This window comes from Candidatus Dormiibacterota bacterium (assembly GCA_036495095.1).
Lineage (GTDB): Bacteria > Chloroflexota > Dormibacteria > Aeolococcales > Aeolococcaceae > CF-96.
On record DASXNK010000025.1, the window covers coordinates 17,341 to 39,317 of the forward strand.

Below are 21,977 nucleotides of genomic sequence, written 5' to 3' on the forward strand. Positions count from 1 at the left end.
TTTCGGTGACAGCCCTGGTCAGGTCAGCGGATCAACCCGCGCTCGCGCAGCGCGGCCACCGCGGTGACGGTGCGGTCGACCGGCGACTCATGGGCGACCCACTGCGCCAGCTCGCGCAGCGCCGTGGCGCGTTCGGTCCGGGCCTCGAAGCCGAGCAGGTCGCGAGCCCTCCGCACGTCGGCGATGCAGTGACGGATGTCGCCGGCGCGGACGTCGCCGGTGATCTCGGGCTCGAGGTCGACCCCGAGCTCGGCGGCGAGCGCGCCGGCAAGCTCGGCCACGGTCAGCGACACCCCGGTGCCGACGTTGATCGCGTGCCCGGGCGCGCCGGGTGCGTCGATGGCGAGCAGGTTGGCGCGGACCACGTCGGAGACGTGCACCAGGTCGCGCCGCTGCGCGCCGTCCTCGAAGATCAGCGGGCGGCGTCCACCCAGCAGCCGGGTGCAGAAGATCGCCGCCACCCCGGTGTAGGGGTTGGACAGCGCCTGCCTCGGACCGAAGACGTTCAGGTAGCGGAGCGCCACCGTCTCCAGCCCGTGGGCGTGCCCGGTGGTCAGGGTCAGCTCCTCGCAGTCGCGCTTGGAGACGGCGTACGGCGAGGCGGGCTGGAGCGGGTGGGTCTCGGCGGTGGGCACCGGCGTGACCGCGCCGCCGCACCCCGGGCAGCGGTTCTCCCAGCGGCCGGCGTCGAGGTCGGCGCGGCGGCGCAGCCCGGGAGCGACCACGCCGTGTTCCGGGCACCGGTACGCGCCCTCGCCATAGACCACCATCGACGAGGCGGCCACCACCCGGCGCAGGGTGTCGCGGCGGCGCAGCGCCTGCTCGAGAAGCACCGCGGTGCCGCCGGCGTTGACGTCGACGTAGCGGTGGATCTCGTACATCGACTGGCCGTTGCCGACCATCCCACCCTGGTGGAGCACCACCTCGACGCCCTCGAGGGAGCGACCCACCGCGACCGGGTCGCGGAGGTCGCCGGTGATCAGCTCCGCCCCCGGGTTCAGGAAGCGCGGCCGGCCGCCCTCGTGCGCCTGGGGATCCAGGTTGTCGAGGATGCGCACCGCGTGGCCGGCGGCCAGCAGCGCGTCGACGAGATGGCTGCCGACGAAGCCGGCGCCGCCGGTGACGAGGACCCTGCTCATGGGACCGCGCAGCCTCGGGCACGCGGGTTGCGGCGCGATGACGGGCCCCGACTTCGGCACGCAACACGCCGCCTCCAGACTGCCCGCATGGCCGCCCCCCAGGTCCTCCGCCCTGGCTCCGCGTGGTCGCGCCGGTGAGGCTGGGAGGCGCCGGCCCGGTGCGGCTGGAGCGGTGGTTCGCCGGCCACGGCGCGCCGCCGCCGCTCGACCTCGCCCGCAGCGGGGCCGCGGGGCTCAGCGTCCGCGACCTGCTCGGGCTGGCCGGCCCGGAGGCGGTCGACGAGTACCTCGGCCTCTCCCTCGACTACGGCGACGGCGGCGGCGGCGAGCGGTTGCGCGCCGCGGTGGCCGGCGCCGGCGGGGCGCGCCGGACGGAGGAGGTGGTGATCACCCACGGCGCCGTCGAGGCCATGCTCCTCGCCTGCGCCGCCGCCGCCGGCCCCGGCGACCGGGTGGTGGTGGGCACGCCCGCGTACGAGGGGCTGCTCCGCGCCCCCGAGGCGGCCGGCGCCGAGGTGGTGCGGGTGCCGGTCTGGCGCCCCGGACGCAGCCGCCTCGACCTCGGGCCGCTGCTCGACGGGCTGCCCCCCGCCACCCGCGCGGTGCTCCTCAACTCGCCGCAGAACCCCACCGGCGCCGTGGTCGACGCCGCCGAGCTCGAGGCCCTCGCCGCCCGCTGCGCCGCCGCCGGCGCGGTGGTGGTGGTCGACGAGGTGGCGCGGGGAACCCTCGACCCGGCGGCGCCCAGCCTCACCGGGAGCGCCGCGTTCGCCACCGGGGCGGTGGTGGTGCTCGGCGACGTCAGCAAGGCGCTGGGCCTCGGCGGCCTGCGGGTGGGCTGGGTGAGCTGCGCCCGTCCCTCCCTCCTCGCCCGGGTGGCGGCGCTCAAGGACATCACCAGCCTCGGCACGGCGGCGCCGAGCGAGCTGCTGGCGGCGCTCGCCCTCGAGCACCGGCGGACCCTCGCCGCCCGGGTCGCCCGCACCGCCACCGCCAACCTCGCCGCCCTCGGCGGCTGGGTCGGGACGATCGGGGGCGCGGTGCTGACCGCCCCCGCCGACGGGCTGGTCGCCTTCCCCCGCCTGCCCGCGGCGATCGCCTCCCCGCTCCGGCTGGAGCGGCTGCGCCGCGAGGCCGGGGTGGCCGCCGTCCCCGGCGGCCTCTTCGGCGTCCCCGGCCGGGTGCGGCTCGGCCTCGGCGCCCCACCCGGCCGGTTCACCCGGGCGCTCGAGGCGATGGCCGGGCGGGCCTGAGCGGGCACAATCCTCCGGGTGTCCACCCCAGCGCCGCCCGACGAGTGGGAGATCGACCGCCTCGACCTCGACGCCTACCTGGCGCGGGTCGGGCTGGAGGGGGCGCCGCCCCGGACACCGCGGGGACTGAAGCGGCTGCACCGCGCCCACGCCGCCGCCATCCCCTTCGAGAACCTCGACATCCCCCTGGGCCGGCCGATCCGGCTCGATCTCGACGCCATCCAGACCAAGCTGGTCACCGGAGGACGGGGTGGCTACTGCTACGAGCACAACCTCCTCTTCGCGGCGGTGCTCGAGCGCCTCGGCCTGGGGGTGCGGCGGCTCTCCGCCCGGGTTCGCATGGGCTCCACCTCGATCCGCCCCCAGTCGCACATGCTGCTGTGGGTCGAGGCCGAGGGCATCGACTGGCTCGCGGACGTCGGCTTCGGCGGCGAGGGCCTGCGCGAGCCACTGCCCCTCGCCGACGGCGCGGTCACCGCGGCGGCGGGCTGGAACCACCAGCTCTCACGCGAGGACGAGCGCACCTGGGTGCTGCGCTCGCTCCACCCCGACGGCTGGTTCGACCTCTACGCGTTCACCCTCGACCCCCAGCACCGGATCGACTACGAGGTCGTCAACCACTACCTCTCGACCCACCCGCGGTCGGCCTTCGCCGCCCGGGTCCTGGCGCAGCGCTCGACGCCGGAGTGGCGGCTGACCCTCACCGGGCTGCGGCTGGTCGAGACCCACCCGGACTTCACCGAGACCGTCGAGGAGCTCGACGGCGCCGCCCTGGCGAGCACGCTGCGGGATCGCTTCGGCATCGCCCTCGACGACGGTGAGGTGGCGCAGCTCCTCGCCGTGGCTCAGGCGGAGCGGGCCAGCCCCAGCAGCGGAGCCTCCTCACCCACCAGCGCGTAGCCGAGCGCCTTCCAGCCGCCGACGCCGTCGACCATGGACTCGACGTTCGCGTAGCCGAGGCGCATCACCGACTCGGCGGCGAGCAGCGACCGCGTCCCGCCGGCGCAGTAGAGGGTGATCGGGGTCTCGCGATCGGGCACCCGGTCCTCGAGCAGGACCTCGATGTAGCTCTTGCTGATGTGGATGGCGCCGGGGAGGTGACCGGCCTCGTACTCGCCGCGCTCGCGCACGTCGATGATGAGGTGGGGGTCGGGCTTCGGCCGCGCGTGGACCGCCTCGGGGGTCACCTCGGGGACGACCTGACGAACCGCCGCCAGCAGGTCCCGCGCGCTCATCGCCATGACGGCGACTCTACGAAGGCGCCCGGCGGTTGTCAAACTATCTGGATCGGGTTAGTCAACAATCGGGGTCGGGTCAGCCGGTGGGGAGGCTGAACCAGAAGTGGGCCGAGCCGGGTCGCGCCTCGGCGCCCACCCGTCCTCCCGCCCCCTCGACCAGCTGCTTGACGATGGCGAGGCCGATCCCGGCGCCGCCGCGGGCCCGGTCGCGCGATTTCTCGACCCGGTAGAAGCGCTCGAAGAGGTGGGGCAGGTCGGCGGCGGGGATGCCCTCGCCGGAGGCGGTGGTGTTGGCCACCCGCACCACCGCGTGGCCCTCCTCGAGCCCGGCGCCGACGGTGGCCCGCCCCCCCTCGGGGGTGTAGCGGAGCGCGTTCTGGAGCAGGTTGGCGAGCACCTGGGCGAGCTGGTCGGGGTGGGCTCGGACCACCAGCCGGGCGGGGAGGTCGACCTCGAGGTCGATCCCGGCGCGCTGGAAGCCGGGCTGGTAGAGCTCGACCGCGGCGCGCACCGCCTGGGCGAGGTCGGCGTCGACCGGCCGCAGCGAGCGACCGGCGTCGCCCTCGGCGAGGACGTCGAGCGAGCGCGAGAGCCGCACCAGCCGGTCGGCCTCCTCGTGGAGCGAGGTGAAGGTCTCGGCGCTGGGCGGGATCACCTCGTCGCGCAGCGCCTCGAGGTAGCCCTTGAGGTTGGTGAGCGGGGTGCGGAGCTCGTGGGCGGTGTTGGCGATGAGCTCGCGGCGCATCCGCTCCTGCTCCTCGAGGCTCTCGGCCATGCGGTTGAAGGCCTCGGCGATGGCCCGCGCCTCCTCGATCCCCACGTCGGGCACCCGGGCCGCATAGTCGCCGCCGGCGATGCGCCGGGCCGCCTCGACGATGCGCCCGAAGGAGCGCGCCACGCCGTGGGCGAGGACGCCGGCGACGACCACGCAGACCACCGCGGCGGCGAGCAGCGCCCAGACGAAGGTGTGCCCGATCGAGGAGTTGAACATCGCCCGCGAGTCGGCGGCGGAGGCGCCGTGGCGCAGCATCAGGTCGTCGAAGGTGGAGCGGCCGACGTCGAACACCCCGGTGGCGATGATCGTGACCGCCACCGCGGTCACCAGCAGCGAGGCCAGCGCCAGCCGGACGGCGATCCGCCGCGGCCGGATCACCCGACGGGCTCGGGCGCCGCCCGGTAGCCGGCGCCGCGCACCGTGGCGATGTACCGGGGCACCTCGGCGTCGTCGCCGAGCTTCTCGCGCAGCCGGCGGATGTGCACGTCGATGGTGCGGTCGAGCACCTCCACGTAGGTGTTCCCGTAGAGCGCGTCGAGAAGCATCTCGCGGGTCAGCACCCGGCCGTCGGCCTCGACCAGGGCGGCGAGGAGGCGGAACTCCGCGGTGGTGAGCTGGAGCAGCCGGCCCTGGCGGGTCACCTGGTGGCGGTCGAGGTCGATGACCAGGTCGGCGTGGCGGAGCACCCCGCGGTCGCCGTCACGGCCGGCGGCGCGGGCGCTGCGGCGCAGGATGGCCTGGACCCGCACCACCAGCTCCGCGGGCGAGAAGGGCTTGGGGAGGTAGTCGTCGGCGCCCTGGTGAATGCCGGCGACGCGGTCGTCGGTGGAGCCGAGCGCGGAGAGCATCAGCACCGGGATGTCGGAGCGCTCGCGCAGCCGGCGGAGCACGCCGAGGCCGTCGAGCTCGGGGAGCATCACGTCGAGGACCACCAGCTGCGGGGCGTGGGCCTCGATCGCCGCCAGCGCGGCCCGGCCGTCGCGCGCCTCGACCACGGAGAAGCCCTCGCGCTCGAGGTAGGTGCGGACCAGCGAGACGATCTTGGCGTCGTCGTCGACGACCAGCACGGGGGCGGTGGAGCTCATCGCTGAGCGCAGTGTACGGAGGGCCCGTGTCGGCGGCGTGACTCCGCGCGATGTGAGTGCGCAGCCGTAGGTTTTCGTGCAACCGCCGCGTCATAGACGTGAGGACCGCGTCGACCAGCGGTCCGCTCAGCATCAGGAAGGGAGAAGGACCATGAACCTCCGACGCGTCGCCGCCACCGTGCTGGCCGCCGGGTCGCTGGCCGCCGCCGTGGGCACCACCGCGATGGCCGCCAGTGCCTCGACCACCCCGCCCACGACCACCGTCCACCACCGGCACACCTGCGTGACCCCTCAGCCGGGAACGGCTCCCGGGAAGAAGTGCGTCCAGAAGCCGAAGCCCACGCACACTCCGAAGCCGACGCACACCCCGAAGCCCACGCACACGCACAAGCCCCATCCCACGCATCCGGCGCACCCCTAGCGCCCTCTGACCGCCGGCGCCCCTCCGAACGAGGGGCGCCGGTGCCGTCATCCGACCGAGATCCGCGACCGTCATGATCGCGCCCCGTGAGCACCGGAACCGACGCGCCCCCCCGCTGCACCGTGGTCATCCCCGCCCTCGACGAGGCGGGCGCCATCGCCGAGGTCGTCCGCCGCGTGCCCGCGGGGCTGGGCGCCGACGTCCTGGTCGTCGACAACGGCAGCCGCGACGGCACCGCCGCGGTCGCCGCCGCCGCCGGGGCCCGGGTGGTCCGCGAGCCCCGCCGCGGCTACGGACGCGCCTGCCACACCGGCGTCGCCGCCAGCCCCGACGCCACCGTGGTGGTCTTCATCGACGGCGACGGCAGCATGCCCCCGGAGGCGATCGACGCCCTGGTCGCGCCCATCCTCGAGGGCCGCGCCGACCTGGTGTGCGGGTCGCGCACGGCGCGCCGCGAGCCCGGCAGCATGCCCGCCCACCAGGCCCTCGGCAACCGCCTCGCGCTGCTGCTGCTGCACCGCCTCTATGGGGTGCGGCTCACCGACCTCGGGCCCTACCGGGCGGTGCGCGGCGAGCTGCTCCGGGACCTGGGCATGCGTCCCTCGCGCTTCGCCTGGCCGGCGGAGATGCTCGCCCGGGCGGCGCGGCGCCGGGCCCGCATCGTCGAGATCGACGTCGGCTACCGGCGGCGGACGGCGGGGACGTCGAAGGTGGGCGGCAGCCTGCGGGGCAGCCTCGGCGCCGGGCTGGGGATCATCGGCGCGCTGCTCTGGCACCGGGTGGCGCCGCGGTGAGGCCCGGGGACCTGATGGTGGTGCTGATGCGCTGGCCGGTGCCGGGCGCGGGGAAGAGCCGGCTCGCCGCCGCGCTCGGCGCGGAGACCGCCCACCGGCTCCACCGCGGCTTCGTCGCCGACACCCTGGCCTGGTCGGCGGGCTGGCCCCGGCTGATCGCCTTCAACCCGCCCGAGGCGCGGCCGGAGGTGGCCCGGGCGGCGCCGGGCGCGGCCCTCGCCGCCCAGCCCGCCGGCGACCTCGGCGCCCGGCTCGCCCACGCCTTCGGGTGCGGCTTCGCCGCCGGGGCGCGCCGGGTGCTGCTGGTGGGCAGCGACAGCCCCACCCTCCCCGAGACCCTGCTCGAGGCCTGCGTCGAGGCGGCCGGCCCGGACGCGGTGGCGCTGGTGGGGGCGCTCGACGGCGGCTTCGTGGCCATGGCCGCGGCCCGGGCAGAGGCGGCGCGGCTGCCGGCGGTGTTCGACGGCGTGGAGTGGAGCACCTCGCGCACCGCCGCCCAGGTGACCGCACGCGCGAGCGCCGCCGGCCTCGAGGTGCGCGACGCGGGCGGCTGGTACGACGTCGACGAGCTCGCCGACCTCGACCGTCTCGCCGGCGACCTCGACCGCGACCCGGGGCGCGCGCCGCACACCGCGGCGGCGCTCGCCGGCTCCGGCCGGTGACGGCGGCGCCGTGCCCGCGGGCCCGCTGAGGACCCGCGAGCTCACCCCCTGGCTGATCGGCGGGGTGGCCGCGGCGGTGCTCCTCGCGGTCGCCGCGCTGCGCTGGGCCACCTTCCACAGCACCGCCTACGACCTCGCGTTCTTCGACCAGGTGGTGTGGAACGCCTCGGTGGGGAACGGGCTGCGCTCCAGCTTCCTCGACTACGGCTTCTTCGGCCAGCACCTCGAGCCCGCCCTCCTGCTCCTGGTGCCGCTCTACCGGCTCCACCCCGGCCCGCTCTGGCTGCTCGGCGCCCAGTCGCTCGCCCTCGGCCTCGCGGTGGTGCCGCTGTGGGCGCTCGCCCGCGAGTGGCTCGGGACCCGGCGCGCGGCGCTCGCCGCCGTGGTCGCGTACCTCCTCCAGGTGGGCCTCGCCCGGGCCGCTGGCTTCGACTTCCACACCGAGGCGCTGGCGGTGCCCTTCGTGTTCCTCGCCCTGCTCGGCGCGGCCCGGGGCAGCACCCCGATCCTCCTGCTCGCCGGCGCCGTCCCGCTGCTCTGCAAGGAGGACGGCGCCCTGGTGACCATCGGCGTCGGCCTGCTCGCGATGGCGGTGCACCGCCGCCGCGCCGGGCTGGTGCTCGCCGGCGGCGGGCTGGCGGCGGGGACGCTGGCCACGCTGGTGCTGATGCCCCGGCTTCGGGGCGGCGCCGCCGGCGACCTCATCGATCGCTACCGGTACATCGGCGCCACCCCGGCCGCGGTGGTGGCCCACCTGGTGACCTCCCCCCAGACCTGGCTCGGCCACCTGGTCTCCGCGCCCGCCGGGCCCGCGCTGCTGCTCGCCCTCGCCGGCGCCGGGCTGCTGCCGCTGCTGCGTCCCGCCGCCCTCGCCGCCTGCCTGCTGCCGCTGCTGCTCGCCCTGCTCGCCGCCGACCCGTTCCAGGGCGGGCTGCGCCTCCACTACGGGCTGCCCGCGGTGCCGCTGCTGGTCGCCGCCGCCCTGCTGGGGTGGCGCAGCCCGCGGGGCCGGAGGCTCGGCGCCGCCGCGCCCGCGCTGCTGGTCGGGGGCGCCGCCGCCACCTGGCTGCTGGCGGCGCCGCTGCCCTGGGGGCCCGGCCCCGACCGCATCGAGCTCGGCGGGCTCGATCGCGCCGCCGCCGCCGCCGCCGCGCTGGGGCGGATCCCGGCGGGGGCGCCGGTGGCCGCCACCGGGTCGCTGCTCACCCATCTCGCCGACCGGCCCGTGGTCCTCGAGCTGCCCGCCGGGGTCGGGGTCGCCTGGGTGGCGGTGGACGGGTCCGGGGTGCTGGGCTCGCAGAGCCGCGCCGCTGGCTACGACGCCGCCGTGGCGGCGCTCCCCGGGCGGGGCTACCGCCGCGTGGCCACCGGCGGCGGGGTGACGGTCTGGCATCTCGGGGACTGACGGCCGGCGTGGTCGCCCACGCCGGCCGTCTCCCCCCTCACGCGGAGCCCGTGCCCCCGAGGGGGCCGCGAGCTCAGTCGCCGCTGTTGTTGCCGCTGCCGACCAGCGTGCCGTTGATGTCGATGTTGTCGATGACCGCCAGGCCGGGCATGCCGCCGGCGGTGTCGGTGCCCTCGTCGAAGGTGATGTCCATCACCGACACGTGCTGCCCGGCGGGGATCGGCGGGAAGGTGTTGGCGCCGTTGGCCGGGTCGAAGCGCACCCGCGACCAGCCGGCCACCGGGGTGTTGGGGGTCACGGTGCCGTTGGTGCAGGCGCCCACGAAGTGCACGACGGTGGGATCCTCGACGGTGATCACGTCGAAGCGCGGAGCACCGCCGGAGCAGTGGCTGCCGTCGCGCACGTCGTAGCCGAGCTCGGTGAGCACGATGCCCTTGACGCCGCGGATGGTCGCGCCGGCCGCGGAGTTGGTGGCGGTGGGCGCGTTCTTCGACAGCAGGAGGCCCTTGCGGTTCTTCTTGCCGTTGTTGTCGTCCAGACCCAGGTTCTTGGTCCACTGCGAGGTGACGGTGTGGGTCTTGCCCGGGTCGTAGTTCGCGGCCTTGACCTCGAACTTCTTGCTGTCGGCGTTGGCGGCCTGCATGGCCCCGGTGGCGCCGACCGTTGCGGCGACGCCCGCAACGAAGAACAGCTTGCTCAGTCTCATGAATCTCTCCCTTCCCCTGGCGCCCGGCTGGTGTCGCCGCCGCCGTTGACGGTGCTGAATGGAACGCGTCACACGCGCCCCACAACTACCTCCAACGGCGTGGGGAAAGAGTTCTTGCGGCACCTCCATCGGGTGTGGGGAACGACGGCCGGCGCGGGCTTGCCGCGCCGGCCGTCTCCCTCCCTGACAACCGTGACCGACCGATCCCACGGGATCGTCCGTCAGCGGGGAGCTTCCTCAGACATGTTGAGGACGAGGCTGTCATGAACGCGGGCAGCGTGACGGCGCACCGTCCCACCCGCCCGGGCGGTGGCAGGCACCCGAGGTGCCGCCCGCATCGTGTCCAGTCCCTTCCTGCCGCGGCTCTCGCCCCGGCATCTGTCTGCCTGGGATCATATCCCAGCTTTCGCGGAATGGTACGGATCCGTGCATTCGCGTGCATTCGTGCGTTTTGTAGTCTTCACCCGTGAGCCCCTCCCCGCGCCCCCCCGGTGGTGACGAGCTGGCGGGCTGGTGCGCCCGGGTGATCGCGGCGATGACCGCGTGGGAGGAGGGCTTCGGGCCGGCGCCCGGCCACCCCGCCCTCGAGCTCGGGTCCGCCCGGGTCGAGGCCCTGCTCGACGAGCTCACCACCCGGCTGCGCGACAACTACCCGTTCTTCCACCCTCGCTACGCCGGCCAGATGCTGAAGCCGCCCCACCCCGCCGCGATCGCCGCCCACCTCGCCACCATGCTCGTCAACCCCAACAACCACGCCCTCGACGGCGGCCCGGCGACGGCGAGGATGGAGCGCGAGGCGGTGGCGATGCTCGCCGGCATGCTGCACCTTCCCGAGGACGGCCTCGGCCATCTCACCAGCAGTGGCACGGTGGCCAACCTCGAGGCCCTCTTCGTCGCCCGCGAGCTCCACCCCGGACGGGGGGTCGCCTGCAGCGAGGAGGCGCACTACACCCACCGTCGGATGTGCCACCTGCTCGGCATGGGCTGCGAGCCGGTCGCCGCCGACCCCGCCGGGCGCATCGACCTCGACGCCCTGGAGACGGTGCTGTGCACCGGCCGGGTCGGCACCGTGGTGCTGACCGCCGGCACCACCGGGCTCGGCGCGGTCGACCCCGTCGACGAGGCGCTCGTCCTCGCCCGCCGCCACGGGGTGCGGGTGCACGTCGACGCCGCCTACGGCGGTTTCTTCGCCATCCTCGCCTGGGCGGGCGACGCCGCGGTGCCGGTGGCGGCGCTGCGGGCGATCGGCGGCTGCGACTCCGTGGTGGTCGACCCCCACAAGCACGGGCTGCAGCCCTACGGGTGCGGGGCGGTGCTCTTCCGCGACGCCTCGGTGGCCCGGCTCTATGCGCACGACTCGCCCTACACCTACTTCACCGCCGCGGAGGGGCACCTCGGCGAGATCAGCCTGGAGTGCTCCCGGGCCGGCGCCGCGGCGGCGGCGCTCTGGCTCACCCTGCAGGCCTTCCCGCTCACCGCCGGCGGCCTCGGCGCGGTGCTCGCCGCCGGGCTGCGGGCGGCACGCCACTGGTGGGAGCTGCTCGGGGACTCGGAGACGCTGACCCCGGTGCTGCGTCCCGAGCTCGACATCGTCACCCTGGTGCCCCGCGCGCCACGCTCACTCTCCGCCCTCGACGCCGCCTGCCGGGCGATGCTCGAGGAGGGCATGGCCGGCCCCGACCCGGTCTTCCTCAGCCTGCTGCGCGTCGACGCGGGCCGTCTGCTCGCCGCGCTGCCGGGCCTGGCCCGCGACGCCGCCGCGGCCCGGGTGCTGCGCAGCGTGCTGATGAAGCCGGCGCACGAGCTCTGGGTGGAGCGGCTGCACGCGAGGGTGGAGGGGCTCGCCCTCAGCGCAGGCGGCGCCAGCAGGTGAGCACCGTCCGGTAGTTGAGACGGATGCTCCCGCCGAGCCGGTCGACGACGTCGCCGACCGCCTCGAGCAGGCGGGCCCGGTCGGCGTCGGGCAGCACCCGGTGATCGCTGTGGGTGCCGAGCAGCTCGAGCCAGCGCTCCCGCGAGTAGTCGCGCGCCCACTCGTAGGCGAAGGTCTCCGCGGGGCCGAAGGAGCCGGCCGTGGTGAGCGCCTCGTCGTGGCTGACGGCGCGCTGCGAGCCCATCGTGCCGAGCGGTGCGGAGCCCCCGCGCATCGCCGGGACCAGCCGCGAGTACACCTCGTCGAGGGCTGCCTGGGTCTCGGGATCGTGGGTGCCCCGGTTCCAGAAGAGGGCGAGCCGTGCCTCCGGACGCAGCGCCTGCGCCGCCGCCCGGGCGCCGCCGTGGGGGTCGACCCAGTGCCACGCCTGGCCGCACACGGCGAGGTCGAACCGGCGCCCGGCGGCATCCCAGTCCTCGAACCTGGACACCTCGACCTCGAGCCCGTGGGCGCGGGCGAGGGCCGCCATCCGCGGGTCGGGCTCGACCCCGAGCACCTCGCAGCCGCGCTCGACCAGCAGCCGGCCCGCCTTGCCGGTGCCGCAGCCGACGTCGAGGACCTGGCGCGGGCCGGTGGAGACGAGCTCGTCGATCAGCGCCGTCGGGTACGAGGGCCGCTCGCGGTCGTAGGCGTCGGGGTCGTCACCGAAGGAGACGGCGCGGCGGCGGTCGTCGTGGAGCACCCCGCCATGGTGTCAGACGGCCGCGTCTCCGAGGTAGGCGGCGAACCCGGGCCAGCGCTCCACCATCTGGCGCTCCAGCTCCGGGGTGAGCGGCAGGTAGGTGCCGGACGCCTCGGCGACGACCCCGCCGCCGGAGAGCAGCAGCCGCCCCCTGGTGGTGATCACGCGGCGGCGCAGCCCGGTCATCCATCCCTCCACGCGCAGCGGCGTCCCCGCCGGCGCGGGTCCGCGGTAGCGCACCTCGAGGCGTGCGGTGACCGTCCACCGGCGCAGCAGCACGGTGCTGCGGCCCATGACGTCGTCGAGCACCGCCGAGACCAGGCCGCCGTGGGCGACGCCGGGGAAGCCGACGTGGAGCAGCGCGTCAGGGGTCCACTCGCCGGCCACGCGGTGGGGCGGCAGGCCGGAGCCGGGGTCGGCCTCGCCCTCGAGGCTCTCGAGCCGGTACTGGATCTGGAGGCCGTGAGGGTTGCGCAGACCGTGGACGAAGTTCAGCTGGAACTCGGTGCGATCGTTGAGCCAGGCGTCGTCGAGCAGGACCGGCGGCCGCGCCTCGCTCAGGACAGCCGCTCCTGGCCGCCCATGTAGCCGCGGAGCACCTCGGGGACGAGGATCGACCCGTCCTCCTGCTGGTAGGTCTCGAGCACCGCGTCGAAGGTGCGCGGCACCGCCAGGGCGCTGCCGTTGATGGTGTGGAGGAAGCGGGGCTTGGCCTGCGCCGCCGGCCGGTAGCGGATGTCGGCGCGACGCGCCTGGAAGTCCGCGAAGACGCTGCAGGAGGAGACCTCGAGCCAGCGCTCCATCCCCGGGCACCAGGCCTCGAGGTCGTACTTCTTCCACTGCGCGAAGCCCATGTCGCCGGTGCACATCAGCAGCACCCGGTAGTGGATCCCGAGGCCCTGCAGCACCGACTCGGCGTCGGCGACCAGGCCCTCGAGCTCGTCGAGCGAGCCGTCCGGCTCGACGAACTTCACCAGCTCCACCTTGTCGAACTGGTGGAGGCGGATGTAGCCGCGGGTGTCCTTCCCCGCGGCGCCGGCCTCGCGGCGCCAGCACGGGGTGTAGGCGACGTGGCGGATCGGCAGCTGCTCGCCGTCGAGGATCTCCTCGCGGTAGAGGTTGGTGACCGGGACCTCGGCGGTGGGGATGAGGAACATGTCCCCGTCGGTGTGGAAGGCGTCGTCCTCGAACTTGGGTAGGTTGCCGGTGCCGACCATCGCCTCGCGGCGCACCAGATAGGGGGGCGCGATCTCGGTGTAGCCGTTGCGGGTTGTGGCCATGTCCAGCATGTACGTGACGAGCGCGCGCTGGAGGCGGGCGCCGTCGCCGCGCAGCACCGCGAAGCGCGCCCCGCTGATCTTGGCGGCGCGCTCGAAGTCGAAGATCCCCAGCCGGTCGCCGAGATCGTGGTGCGGCCTCGGGGTGAAGCTGAACTCGGCGGGCTCGCCCCAGGTGCGCACGGTGAGGTTGTCGGCGTCGCTGGTGCCCACCGGCACGCTGGGATGCGGCGGGTTCGGCACCACCAGCAGGAGGTCCTGGATCCGCGCCTCGAGGGTGCCCAGGGTCTCCTCGGCCTCCTGGATGCGGCGCTTGAACCCGGCCAGCCGCTCGCGCTGCTCGTCGGTCGGCCTCCCCCGGATCGCCTTGCTCTCACGGTTCTGCTCGGCGCGCAGCGCCTCCATCTCGGCGCGCAGGGCGCGGGCCTGCTCGTCGAGCTCGAGGATCTCGTCGACGGGGGCTGGCTCGCCCTTGAGGCGGGCCCCCTCGCGGATCAGCTCGGGCTCCTCGCGGATGCGCTGGAGGGCGATCACCTGGTCTCTCCGGTGGCCGGCGGCTGGGGGCGCATCGTGGGAAAGAGCAGCACGTCGCGGATGGTGGGGCTGTCGGTGAGCAGCATGACGAGCCGGTCGATGCCGATGCCCAGGCCGCCGGCCGGTGGCATGCCGGTCTCGATCGCCTCCAGGAAGTCCTCGTCGAGGGGCTGCGCCTCGGCGTCGCCGGCGGCGCGCTTGCGGGCCTGGTCCTCGAAGCGCGCTCGCTGGTCGATGGGGTCGTTGAGCTCGCTGAAGGCGTTGGCGAGCTCGCGGCCGGCGACGATCAGCTCGAAGCGCTCGGTGAAGCGGGGGTCGTCGGAGCGGCGCCGCGCCAGCGGAGAGACCTCGGCCGGGTAGTCGAGCACGAAGGTGGGGTCCCAGAGCGTCCCCTCGACCTGCTGCTCGTAGATCTCGAGGAGGATGCCGCCGGGGCCCGCGCCGGGCGGGGGCTCGACCTCGAGGCGGCGGGCCTCGTCGAGCAGCGTCCCGGCGTCCCAGGCGGCGAGCGGGTCGAAGCCGCAGCGCTCGGCGACCAGGTCGACCATCCGCGCGGTGCGGAAGGGCGGGGTGAGGTCGAGCTCGCGGCCACCGAGCCGGCGCGCCAGCGGGTTCAGGCAGGGCGAGGAGCCGCCCTCCTCGGCGGGCTCCGGCTGCGCCCCGGCAGCGTGGGCGGCGTCGACCACGATCGCCTCGGCCAGCTCCCGCATCGTGGTGTAGTCACCGTACGCCTCGTAGGCCTCGAGCATCGTGAACTCGGGGTTGTGGCGCGGCGAGAGCCCCTCGTTGCGGAAGACCCGGCCCATCTCGTAGACACGCCGGTAGCCGCCGACCAGCAGCCGCTTGAGGTGGAGCTCGATGGCGATGCGCAGGTACACGTCGGTGTGGAGCGCGTTCCAGTGGGTCGAGAACGGCTTCGCGCTGGCGCCGCCGGCGATCGGCTGGAGGATGGGCGTCTCGACCTCGAGGAAGCCGCGCCCGTCGAGGGTGGCGCGCACCGAGCGCACGATCGCGGAGCGGGTCGCGAAGTGGCGGCGCTGGCCGGCGTTGCTGAGCAGGTCGAGGTAGCGCCGCCGGTAGCGGGTCTCCTGGTCCTGGAGCCCGTGGAACTTCTCGGGCGGCGGCCGCAGCGCCTTGACCAGGAGCACGACCTCGTCGGCGAGCACGCTCGGCTCCCCCCGGCGGGTGCGGGTGAGCCGGCCGCGGACTCCGACGATGTCGCCGAGGTCGAGGCGGCGCACCACCTCCCACGCCCCCAGTCCGACCCGGTCGCGCGGGATCCAGAGCTGGAGGCGGCGGTCCTCGTCCTCGATGTGGGCGAAGGCGACCCCGCCGGAGGGACGCAGCTGCATCACCCTGCCGGCGACGGTGACCGCCGGGCCCTCGCGGGGCGCACCGCCCTCCGGGGCGGGTCCCGCGTCCGCCTCGAAGGCGGTGAGCTGCGCCAGGGCCCCGTCGAGGGTGGTGTCGGGACGGAAGTCGACGCCGTACGCGGGCACCCCCAGCGCCGCCAGCTCCTCGACCTTGCGCCGCCGCTCGGCGATCAGGTCCTGCTCAGCCATCTTTCCTCTGGGCGCTGGTCGACGACAGCCCTCTCGCTGGGGTGCGGATCAGGAGACGCGGACGATGGTGACGGGGCGGACCCCACCAGGGGTCGCGACCCGCACCTCCTCGCCGATGCGATGGCCGAGGAGCGCCTTGCCCACCGGCGACTCCATCGAGATGCGGCCCTTGGCGACGTCGACCTCGGCGGGGCCGACGACGTGGTACTCCTCCTCGCCGAACTCGTCGCGCACCGTCACCCGCGAGCCCACCTGGACGCGGCCGTCGTGCTGCTCCTCGATGATCACCGCGTTGCGGATCATCTTCTCGAGGGTGAGGATGCGGCCCTCGAGCATGCCCTGCTCGTTCTTGGCGTCGTCGTACTCGGCGTTCTCGCTGATGTCGCCGAACTCCATTGCGTACTTGATGCGCTCGGCGATCTCGCTGCGCCGGTTGGTGCGCAGCTCCTCCAGCTCCTTCTGGAGCTTGTGCAGGCCCTCCTTGGTCAGGAGGACGGGCTTGTCGAGCATTGGGCGGCTGACCTCGGGCGTCGGCGGTCCGCCGTTGGGCACGGGCGGGATGGCCGGCGAGTATAGGCGAGCACCAGCGGTTCATGTCCCCAATCCCGCCGGCCGGTGGGGCTCGGAGCGCCCGCGGCACTTGCCCTATGGTGATAGGGAGAGTATCATCAAGGATCTCCGTCCCGAGGACGGTACCACTGCCCCCCCTCTCGGGGCGTCTCCTCGCTATCGGAGGCGCCCCTTTCTCGTGGAGTGGGGCATCGCGCCCCGGGGAACCGCCCCGGATACCATCGCGGGGATGACCGCCACCGCCGCGACCCGGCTCGCCCGGCTGCGCCTCGGCACCCTGGAGCTTCGCTCCCCGGTGCTGGTCGCCCCGATGGCGGGCATCACCGACGCCCCCTTCCGCGCGATCGCGGCGGAGATGGGGGCGGGGCTGGTGTGCACCGAGATGGTCGCCGCCGAGGCGGTGGCGCGCAGCATCGAGGCGAGCCTGCGGCTGCTCGACTTCCCCACCGGCGTCGGCAGCCCGGTGGGCGCCCAGTTCGTGGGCAGCGACCCGGAGATCATGGCCGAGGCGGCACGGGTGGCCGTCGATCGCGGCGCCCAGACCGTGGACGTGAACCTCGGCTGCCCGGTGCGCAAGGTGGTGGGCCTGGGCAACGGCGCCGCGCTCGCCCGCGACATCGCCGCCACGGCGAGGGTGCTGGGGGCGATGACCGCGGCGGTCGACGTCCCGGTGACCGCGAAGATGCGGCTGGGCTGGGACCACTCCACCATCAACGCGCCCGAGCTCGCCCGCGCCCTCCAGGACGTGGGCGTCGCCATGGTCACGGTCCACGGCCGCACCCGCTGCCAGGGCTACGCGGGCAGCGCCGACTGGGACGAGATCGCCCGGGTGAAGGAGGCCGTCGACATCCCCGTGATCGGCAGCGGCGACGCCATGGACGTGCGGCGGATGGCCGCCGAGGTGGAGAGCGGCCGGGTCGACGGCGTCGTCGTCGCCCGGGGCATGCTCGGCAACTTCTGGCTGGTGCGCCAGGCCGCCCACCGCCTCGCCACCGGCGAGCTGCTCGAGGAGCAGCCCTTCGCCGAGCGGGTGGCGCTCGCCCGCCGCCATCTCCACGAGCTCATCGCCTACTACGGCGAGCGCCGCGCGCTGAAGATCGGCCGCAAGTACGTCGCCTGGACCATCCGCGGCTGCGCCGGCGCCTCCAGGCTGCGCGCCGCGGTGCAGGACCTCGACACCCCGGAGCGCGTCGACGAGCTCTTCGACGCCGCCCTCGCCACCGGCGAGTCGTCGGGGGGCTGGTTCCGCCCGGTCTTCACCAGCGGCGAGGGGTGAGCGAGCCCCACCGGCTCGGAGAGCCCGTCGAGCTGCCCTGGTGGGTGATCCCCCTGGGACTGCCCCCCGCCCTCACCCTGCTCCTCGGCGTGGTGCTGCACGCGCCGCTGAGCGGCCGGCTGCTGGATCTGGTCGCCTCGGCCGGGATGCTCTGGCTGATCGTGGCGGTCGCCCGCCGGGTGGAGAGCCGCAACATGCAGAGCGTCTGGATCAGCGCCGCGTACGCGTTCTGGCTGTTCATGGTCCTGATCTGGGCGGTCGAGGTCGGCGCCTGACCGGCCGCTTCCAGCACCCGCCGGTGGCGGCCGCTACGAGTTCAACTCGTGGATCAGTCTCAACCCATCCAGCGTCAACCGCTGGTCCACGACCTCGATGCAGTCGGTCTCCGAGGCGATCAGCTCGGCGATCCCCCCGGTCCCGATCACCCGGGTCCCGGGCCCGAGCTCCGCCCGCATCCGGGACACCAGGCCCTCGATCAGCCCCACGTACCCGTACACCATCCCCGCCTGCATGCTCGCGGTGGTGGTCCGGCCGATCACCGAGCCGGGGGCGACCAGGTCGACGCGGCTCAGCTTGGCGGCGCGGGCCACCAGCGCCTCGAGGCTGATCAGCATCCCCGGCGCGATCGCCCCGCCGAGGTACTCGCCGTGGGCGGAGATGGCGTCGAAGGTGGTGGCGGTGCCGAAGTCGACGAGCACCGCCGGGCCGCCGTCGCGGCGGTAGGCGGCGATGGCGTTGACGATGCGGTCGGCGCCCACCTGCCGGGGATCGTCGTAGAGGATGCGCATCCCGGTGCGCACCCCGGGGCCGACCACCATCGGGCTGAGGCCGAAGAAGACCTGGGCGAGACCCTCGATGCTCCGCGACAGGGTGGGGACGACGCTGCTCACCACCACGCCGGTGATCGTCGAGACCTCGACGCCCCGGCTGCGCAGCAGGCCGGTGACGGTCAGACCGAGCTCGTCGCCGGTGGCGTGCGCGTCGGTGCGCAGCCGGAAGTCGGCGACCAGCCGCTCGCCCTCGAAGACCCCGACGACGATGTTCGAGTTGCCCACGTCGATGGCGAGCAGCATGGGGGCCGAGTATGCGCCGGTCGCCCGGGTGTCCGGCTGTCCCGCCCCGGGTGCGGAGGCGCGCACACCGTCACACAGCCGTCACCGCGAACGTCACCGCCGGCGGACGTCTTGACGTACAGTATGACTTAGCTTACTAAGATACATTCTGAGGAAAGCAACACCGTGCCGCTGAGGAAATCACGTGCCGAGCTCGACGCCGAGCTCACCCGGGAGTGGCGCCAGCTCGCCGGCGAGCTCGCCCTGCTCAACCAGGGCATCTCCGACCGCCTGGGGATCAACGGCACCGATCTTCAGTGCCTGAGCGTCCTGGGCACCGCCGGCCCGATCGCCGCCGGCCAGCTCGCCGAGCGGACCGGGTTGACCACCGGGGCGGTCACCGGCGTCATCGACCGCCTCGAGAAGGCGGGCCTGGTCCGCAGGGAGAGGGACTCGGTGGACCGCCGCAAGGTCATCGTCCAGCCCCTCTCCGACGAGGAGCTCCGGACCCGCGCGCCCGAGCTCGACGCCGTCTTCCGCTCGATCCTCGCCGGAGCGGAGAGCGAGGCCACCTACACCGACGAGCAGCTCGACCTCATCGTCCGGTTCATCAGAAGGAGCCATCCCGTGATCCAGAACCAGATCGCCGCGCTGCGGCGGGGCACCGACCCGGCCACCGACCCCTCGGCGCCGCGTGCCGGCACCACCACCGGCCGTCTCATCTTCTCCGCCGGGGTCGCGCACGTGACCATCGACGGGGAGGCGCCGTCCGACGACCTCTACCGCGCCCACTTCGACGGGCCGGTGCCGGAGATCCGTGTCCAGGACGGCACCGTGGCGGTCCGCTACCGCCGCTTCTCGCTGTTCGAGGGTCGCCCGCGCGGCTCCCGGTTCAGCCTGAGCTCGGTGATCCCCTGGGACCTCGAGGTCCAGGGCGGGGTCGCGAGGTTCACCGCCGACCTGCATCGCCTGGTGGTCCGCTCCCTCACCGTGAAGGGCGGCGGGAGCGAGGTGGAGATCGACCTGCCCGCCCCCGTCGGAGTGGTGCCGCTGCGCATCTCCGGAGGGGTGAGCAGGCTCACGGTGCGGCGGCCGGCGGGCACCGCGCTCAGCCTCCAGGTCAACGGCGGGGCCAGCAGGCTCGTCCTCGACGCCCAGGAGTTCGGTGGCATCGGCGGCCCCATCCGCCTGCAGTCGCGGGAGTACGCGGACAACGCCGACCACTACGCCGTCGAGATCTCCGGGGGTGCCAGCCGGCTCACGATCGGGACACGCTGACCAGGCGTCGAGGCGGCCCGGGTCACCGCGGCCGCCTCGACAGCACCTCCTCGAGCTGGTCGAGGCTCACGTTGCCACCGCTGGCGACGAGCGCCACCCGCCGGCCGGCGAGCCGGTCGCGAAGGCGCAGCGCCGCGGCCAGCGGAGCGGCGCCGGCGGCCTCCACCAGGTTGCGGGTCGCCTCGAGCATCAGGACCATCGCCTCCCGGATCTCGTCGTCGGACACGAGGACGAAGTCGTCGAGCATGTCCCAGAGGATCCGCTGGGGCAGGGCGAAGGCGGTCCGCGTCGCCAGGCCCTCCGCGAACGTCTCCATGCGGTCCTCGACCAGCCGGCGGGCCCGCCACGATCGGTGGGCGGCCGGCGCCGCCTCCGACTGGACGCCGATCACCTCGAGCGAGGGCCGGATCGCCTTGCCCGCCAGGCAGGCGCCGGCCGCGCCGCTGCCGCCCCCGACCGGGACGATCAGGACGTCGACCAGGGGATCGGCCTCCAGGATCTCCAGGGTGGCGGTGGCGACGCCGGCGATCAGCAGGGGCTCGTCGCCGGAGTGGACGTAGCGGTATCCATGCTCGGCGGCGAGGCGCGCGCTGTGCTCCCGCGCCTCGTCGAAGTCGCGGCCGTGGACCACGACCTCGGCGCCCCGGTCGCGGATCGCGCCGACCTTCACGGGGTTCGCCCCCTCGGGAACGCAGATGACCGCCCGCACCCCGAACAGCGCCGCCGCGTACGCGACCGACTGGCCGTGGTTCCCGGTCGACGCCGCGACCACGCCGCGCCTGCGCTCGTCGGGGCTGAGCTGGGAGACGAGGTTGATGCCGCCGCGCACCTTGAAGGCGCCGGTGGGCTGATGGTTCTCGTGCTTGACCAGCACCTCGGTGCCGGCCAGGGCGCCCAGGCGCGGATGGCGGAGGAGCGCGGTCGGAGAGAGGTGCGGCGCGATCCGCCGCCGCGCGGCGAGGACGTCGGCCAGCGTCAGCACGGCATCGAATCCTACCCGGCCACCGGGGGAGGGGCTGCTACCCTCGCGGCCATGCTCGGGGCGATCGACATCGGCGGCACCAAGCTGCTCGCCGCGGTCGCCGGCGACGACCGCCGCCCGGGTCCGGCGGTGCGCCGCCCCACCCCCGCGGAGCGGCCCCTCGAGACCCTGGTGGAGATGCTCGACGAGGCCCGGGCGGGCGCGGCGCTGCAGGGCCTGGCCCTCGCCGTCCCCGGCCCCTTCGACCGCTCCCGGGGGGCGCTGGTCAACCCGCCGAACATGCCGCCGAGCTGGTGCGACCTGGCCCTCGCCGAGCGGCTGGGGGACCGCTTCCGCTGCCCGGTGCTGCTCGAGAACGACGCCAACTGCGCGGCCGTCGCCGAGGTGACCGCCGGGGCGGCACGGGGCAGCGAGAGCTGCGTCTACCTGACCGTCTCCACCGGGATCGGCAGCGGCGTGGTCGTCAACGGGCGGCCGCTCACCGGCCGCCACGACACCGAGGGCGGCCACCAGGTGCTCTGGCCCGCGTGGCTGGGCGGACCGCCCTGCCACTGCGGCGGCCACGGCTGCCTGGAGAGCCTGGCCTCGGGCATGGCGATCGCGCGCCGCTTCGGGGTCGACGCCGAGCACCTCGAGGATCCCGCCGCCTGGGAGGACGTCGGCCGCTGGCTGGGCCTCGGCGTGGTCAACGCCATCGCCCTCCACGACCCCGACGTGGTCGTGCTGGGCGGCGGCGTCTGCCAGCGGTGGGACCGGTTCTGGCCCTCGCTGTCCGCAACCGTGGACTCCGCGCTCTTCCTGCAGCCCCGGCCGCCGGTGCGCCGCGCCACCCTCGGCGACGACCGCAACCTCTGGGGCGCGCTTGCCCTCGCCGGGGACCGCCTGCCCGGCTAGAGAGGGCCGGACGGTGCCCCCATCACCCTGAGCAGCGTGGGAGGCTTTGGGACTCGGAGGTGCCGAAGCATGCGCATTCTGACATCATGAGGGCCCACCGCACCCCACGAGGAGGTCGAACCGGGGTGGACCGGGATTCCGTCTGGACGTCGATGGCCGAGTTCGTCGCGCTCGTGCGGGAGCGTCCGCACGACTCCTCCAGCGAGCTCGCCGACGACGGGGTGGACAGGGTCGTCCACCCGCTGATCGCCGAGCTGGAGGGCCTCAGGGAGGTCGCCGTCGCCAGCGCCGGGATGGTGAGCGCGCTGGAGGCCGAACGCGATCAGTTCCGCGGATTGCTGCGGGAGGCCCGGGAGTGGCTGGACAGCGACGAGGACCTGACCGGGCCAAGATACGGCGCATTCCTCGGCCGCATCGACGCCGCGCTCACGTGGACACGCGAGCCCGGCGACTGACCTG

General features: G+C 74.6%; 24 protein-coding genes. 12 read left to right on the top strand and 12 right to left on the bottom strand.

What is annotated here, in order from left to right:
- Positions 1 to 23 precede the first annotated feature (23 nt).
- A complete protein-coding gene (locus VGL20_02735; protein HEY2702584.1) occupies positions 24 to 1,139 on the bottom strand; it encodes an NAD-dependent epimerase/dehydratase family protein in 1,116 nt (371 codons plus the stop codon).
- Positions 1,140 to 1,273: 134 nt separating this feature from the next.
- Here VGL20_02735 and VGL20_02740 point away from each other — a divergent pair, with 134 nt between their 5' ends.
- Positions 1,274 to 2,392 (top strand): pyridoxal phosphate-dependent aminotransferase, encoded by a 1,119-nt coding sequence (locus VGL20_02740; protein HEY2702585.1) that lies wholly within the window; start codon positions 1,274 to 1,276, stop codon positions 2,390 to 2,392.
- 18 nt (positions 2,393 to 2,410) lie between these two features.
- Positions 2,411 to 3,292, top strand: a complete 882-nt coding sequence (locus tag VGL20_02745) for an arylamine N-acetyltransferase (protein HEY2702586.1) — start codon at positions 2,411 to 2,413, stop codon at positions 3,290 to 3,292.
- On the opposite strand, the gene VGL20_02750 is transcribed toward VGL20_02745, so the two are convergent.
- From VGL20_02750 to VGL20_02760, 3 genes are all read right to left on the bottom strand, one after another.
- Entirely contained in the window at positions 3,238 to 3,633 is a 396-nt protein-coding gene (locus tag VGL20_02750; GenBank protein HEY2702587.1) for a rhodanese-like domain-containing protein, read from the bottom strand. The two genes, VGL20_02745 and VGL20_02750, sit on opposite strands and share 55 nt — an antisense overlap.
- Positions 3,634 to 3,706: 73 nt before the next feature.
- Positions 3,707 to 4,783 (bottom strand): ATP-binding protein, encoded by a 1,077-nt coding sequence (locus tag VGL20_02755; GenBank protein ID HEY2702588.1) that lies wholly within the window; start codon positions 4,781 to 4,783, stop codon positions 3,707 to 3,709.
- Complete coding sequence (locus VGL20_02760; protein HEY2702589.1) at positions 4,780 to 5,490, bottom strand: response regulator transcription factor; 711 nt, start codon at positions 5,488 to 5,490, stop codon at positions 4,780 to 4,782. The genes VGL20_02755 and VGL20_02760 overlap by 4 nt, the downstream gene beginning before the upstream one ends.
- Positions 5,491 to 5,641: 151 nt before the next feature.
- On the opposite strand from VGL20_02760, the gene VGL20_02765 reads away from it, so the two are divergent.
- The 4 genes from VGL20_02765 (at position 5,642) to VGL20_02780 (ending at position 8,772) form a co-directional block, all read left to right on the top strand.
- Positions 5,642 to 5,911 carry a hypothetical protein gene (locus tag VGL20_02765; GenBank protein HEY2702590.1) on the top strand — a complete coding sequence of 90 codons (270 nt, stop codon included), beginning with the start codon at positions 5,642 to 5,644 and terminating at the stop codon, positions 5,909 to 5,911.
- Between the two features lie 86 nt (positions 5,912 to 5,997).
- A complete protein-coding gene (locus VGL20_02770; GenBank protein ID HEY2702591.1) occupies positions 5,998 to 6,705 on the top strand; it encodes a glycosyltransferase family 2 protein in 708 nt (235 codons plus the stop codon).
- Positions 6,702 to 7,367: a DUF2064 domain-containing protein gene (locus VGL20_02775; protein ID HEY2702592.1), complete on the top strand. Its 666-nt coding sequence runs from the start codon at positions 6,702 to 6,704 to the stop codon at positions 7,365 to 7,367. Before VGL20_02770 ends, VGL20_02775 begins: the two co-directional genes overlap by 4 nt.
- Before the next feature lie 10 nt (positions 7,368 to 7,377).
- Positions 7,378 to 8,772: a DUF2079 domain-containing protein gene (locus VGL20_02780; GenBank protein ID HEY2702593.1), complete on the top strand. Its 1,395-nt coding sequence runs from the start codon at positions 7,378 to 7,380 to the stop codon at positions 8,770 to 8,772.
- A gap of 73 nt (positions 8,773 to 8,845) precedes the next feature.
- On the opposite strand, the gene VGL20_02785 is transcribed toward VGL20_02780, so the two are convergent.
- Positions 8,846 to 9,478: a hypothetical protein gene (locus tag VGL20_02785; GenBank protein HEY2702594.1), complete on the bottom strand. Its 633-nt coding sequence runs from the start codon at positions 9,476 to 9,478 to the stop codon at positions 8,846 to 8,848.
- 535 nt (positions 9,479 to 10,013) lie between these two features.
- Here VGL20_02785 and VGL20_02790 point away from each other — a divergent pair.
- A complete protein-coding gene (locus VGL20_02790) occupies positions 10,014 to 11,351 on the top strand; it encodes an aminotransferase class V-fold PLP-dependent enzyme (GenBank protein HEY2702595.1) in 1,338 nt (445 codons plus the stop codon).
- On the opposite strand, the gene VGL20_02795 is transcribed toward VGL20_02790, so the two are convergent.
- The 5 genes from VGL20_02795 to greA form a co-directional block, all read right to left on the bottom strand.
- Positions 11,326 to 12,093, bottom strand: a complete 768-nt coding sequence (locus tag VGL20_02795; protein ID HEY2702596.1) for a class I SAM-dependent methyltransferase — start codon at positions 12,091 to 12,093, stop codon at positions 11,326 to 11,328. The two genes, VGL20_02790 and VGL20_02795, sit on opposite strands and share 26 nt — an antisense overlap.
- A gap of 12 nt (positions 12,094 to 12,105) precedes the next feature.
- Positions 12,106 to 12,480 carry a PaaI family thioesterase gene (locus VGL20_02800; GenBank protein ID HEY2702597.1) on the bottom strand — a complete coding sequence of 125 codons (375 nt, stop codon included), beginning with the start codon at positions 12,478 to 12,480 and terminating at the stop codon, positions 12,106 to 12,108.
- 170 nt (positions 12,481 to 12,650) lie between these two features.
- Positions 12,651 to 13,904: a serine--tRNA ligase gene (gene serS, locus VGL20_02805; protein ID HEY2702598.1), complete on the bottom strand. Its 1,254-nt coding sequence runs from the start codon at positions 13,902 to 13,904 to the stop codon at positions 12,651 to 12,653.
- Positions 13,901 to 15,466, bottom strand: coding sequence for a lysine--tRNA ligase (gene lysS, locus VGL20_02810; GenBank protein HEY2702599.1), 1,566 nt, complete (start codon positions 15,464 to 15,466; stop codon positions 13,901 to 13,903). The genes serS and lysS overlap by 4 nt, the downstream gene beginning before the upstream one ends.
- 48 nt (positions 15,467 to 15,514) lie before the next feature.
- Positions 15,515 to 15,976 carry a transcription elongation factor GreA gene (gene greA / locus VGL20_02815; GenBank protein HEY2702600.1) on the bottom strand — a complete coding sequence of 154 codons (462 nt, stop codon included), beginning with the start codon at positions 15,974 to 15,976 and terminating at the stop codon, positions 15,515 to 15,517.
- A gap of 289 nt (positions 15,977 to 16,265) precedes the next feature.
- Between greA and dusB the strand changes: the two genes are divergently transcribed.
- On the top strand, positions 16,266 to 17,312 hold the full coding sequence (dusB, locus tag VGL20_02820; protein HEY2702601.1) for a tRNA dihydrouridine synthase DusB: 1,047 nt from the start codon (positions 16,266 to 16,268) through the stop codon (positions 17,310 to 17,312).
- Positions 17,309 to 17,587: a hypothetical protein gene (locus VGL20_02825; protein ID HEY2702602.1), complete on the top strand. Its 279-nt coding sequence runs from the start codon at positions 17,309 to 17,311 to the stop codon at positions 17,585 to 17,587. Before dusB ends, VGL20_02825 begins: the two co-directional genes overlap by 4 nt.
- Positions 17,588 to 17,620: 33 nt before the next feature.
- Here the strand turns inward: VGL20_02825 and VGL20_02830 are convergent, their stop codons facing one another.
- Positions 17,621 to 18,385: a type III pantothenate kinase gene (locus VGL20_02830; GenBank protein ID HEY2702603.1), complete on the bottom strand. Its 765-nt coding sequence runs from the start codon at positions 18,383 to 18,385 to the stop codon at positions 17,621 to 17,623.
- A gap of 165 nt (positions 18,386 to 18,550) precedes the next feature.
- On the opposite strand from VGL20_02830, the gene VGL20_02835 reads away from it, so the two are divergent.
- Positions 18,551 to 19,642, top strand: a complete 1,092-nt coding sequence (locus VGL20_02835) for a MarR family transcriptional regulator (GenBank protein HEY2702604.1) — start codon at positions 18,551 to 18,553, stop codon at positions 19,640 to 19,642.
- A 22-nt stretch (positions 19,643 to 19,664) separates the two neighbouring features.
- Here the strand turns inward: VGL20_02835 and VGL20_02840 are convergent, their stop codons facing one another.
- On the bottom strand, positions 19,665 to 20,624 hold the full coding sequence (locus VGL20_02840; GenBank protein HEY2702605.1) for a threonine/serine dehydratase: 960 nt from the start codon (positions 20,622 to 20,624) through the stop codon (positions 19,665 to 19,667).
- Positions 20,625 to 20,675: 51 nt separating this feature from the next.
- Here VGL20_02840 and VGL20_02845 point away from each other — a divergent pair, with 51 nt between their 5' ends.
- Both VGL20_02845 and VGL20_02850 read left to right on the top strand, forming a co-directional pair.
- Positions 20,676 to 21,518 (top strand): ROK family protein, encoded by an 843-nt coding sequence (locus VGL20_02845; GenBank protein ID HEY2702606.1) that lies wholly within the window; start codon positions 20,676 to 20,678, stop codon positions 21,516 to 21,518.
- A 152-nt stretch (positions 21,519 to 21,670) separates the two neighbouring features.
- Positions 21,671 to 21,973 carry a hypothetical protein gene (locus VGL20_02850; protein HEY2702607.1) on the top strand — a complete coding sequence of 101 codons (303 nt, stop codon included), beginning with the start codon at positions 21,671 to 21,673 and terminating at the stop codon, positions 21,971 to 21,973.
- Positions 21,974 to 21,977: the final 4 nt, after the last annotated feature.